Source organism: Faecalibacterium langellae (genome assembly GCF_002549775.1).
Lineage (GTDB): Bacteria > Bacillota > Clostridia > Oscillospirales > Ruminococcaceae > Faecalibacterium > Faecalibacterium langellae.
On the sequence record NZ_NMTR01000055.1, the window covers coordinates 1 to 1133 of the forward strand.

2 protein-coding genes are annotated in these 1133 nt (G+C 31.7%); both read right to left on the minus strand.

The window, feature by feature from the left end:
* Positions 1 to 455, minus strand: a 455-nt coding sequence (locus CGS49_RS13625) for an ABC transporter ATP-binding protein (RefSeq protein ID WP_097802299.1), incomplete at its 3' end; no start/stop codon positions are given.
* Positions 456 to 459: 4 nt separating this feature from the next.
* Positions 460 to 813 (minus strand): FtsX-like permease family protein, encoded by a 354-nt coding sequence (locus CGS49_RS13630; protein WP_207653416.1) that lies wholly within the window; start codon positions 811 to 813, stop codon positions 460 to 462.
* Positions 814 to 1133 lie beyond the last annotated feature (320 nt).

The following is a 1133-nucleotide window of genomic DNA, read 5'->3' on the forward strand; positions in this document are numbered from 1 at the left end:
ATTGCCACACGCTGCTTTTGTCCACCAGAAAGTTGATTAGGATATTTTTTTAGCAGTTCTAAAAGTCCTAAATCAGAAAGAAGCTCATGCAATTTTTGTTCAGTCAAATTTTGTTTTTTTAGTTTATCTACGAATTTAAACTGTTCTTCGACCGTTAAAAATGGGACTAAGTTATAAGATTGTAAAATAAATCCTATTTTTTCCAATCTTAATTTTGTTTGTTGTTTTTTGGACAAACTGTTAATTGTACTGTCATTTATTTTTACGTCACCATTAGTTGGTGTCTGTAGTCCGCCTGCTATAGTCAAAAATGTAGTTTTCCCTGATCCTGATGGCCCTACAACTAAAATAAGCTGACCGCTTTCTGCTTCGAAATTAATATTTTCTAGTGCTACGTACTTACTACTCCCTTCACCAAAAATTTTTGTGACTGAGTCGAAAATTAGATTTGACATTAAATCAACCTCCAATAATTTTGTAAGGATCAACTTTGGCAATTTGGCGAATTGGTAGCAACGCACCCAACAAGAACATAATAATAATACCGCTTCGAGTTACAATAATATTACTTTTATCGATGACAATGGGTACCTCGCTGGGTAACGTAATAGCTGTTATTTCACCTAATATAATGGCTATAATAACGCCAATAACTGACATAATAAATGATTGAAATAACGTACTCAAAACAAGATATTGCGTTGAGACTCCTTGCGCCTTCAAGACACCTAAGTTGGGTAATTTTTGAACGGTCAGAATATACAAGAAAATTGAAATAACAATTAGAATAATAATATACAAAAAACCAATCATGAAGTTGATATACTCCCCTTATAGTGGACAGTGAAAAAATAAAAATTTTCACTAGAAACTATAAGGGGAGTTTTTGGGTGTTAAAAGTGATAGCTAGAAATGAAGAAAGAGCTATTAAATGAAGCATTGGAAGTTCTTTCAATTATACATTGTTTATTTTTTGTGTTAGGTATAAAATATAACGGTGATACAATATTAAAGGAAATTTGTATATGAAACATATTAATGATTATTTTTGGGCTAAGAAAACAGAGGAAAATAGTAGACTTCTTTGGTTACCATTAACTCAACACTTAGAAGACACGAAAAATATTGCAGGC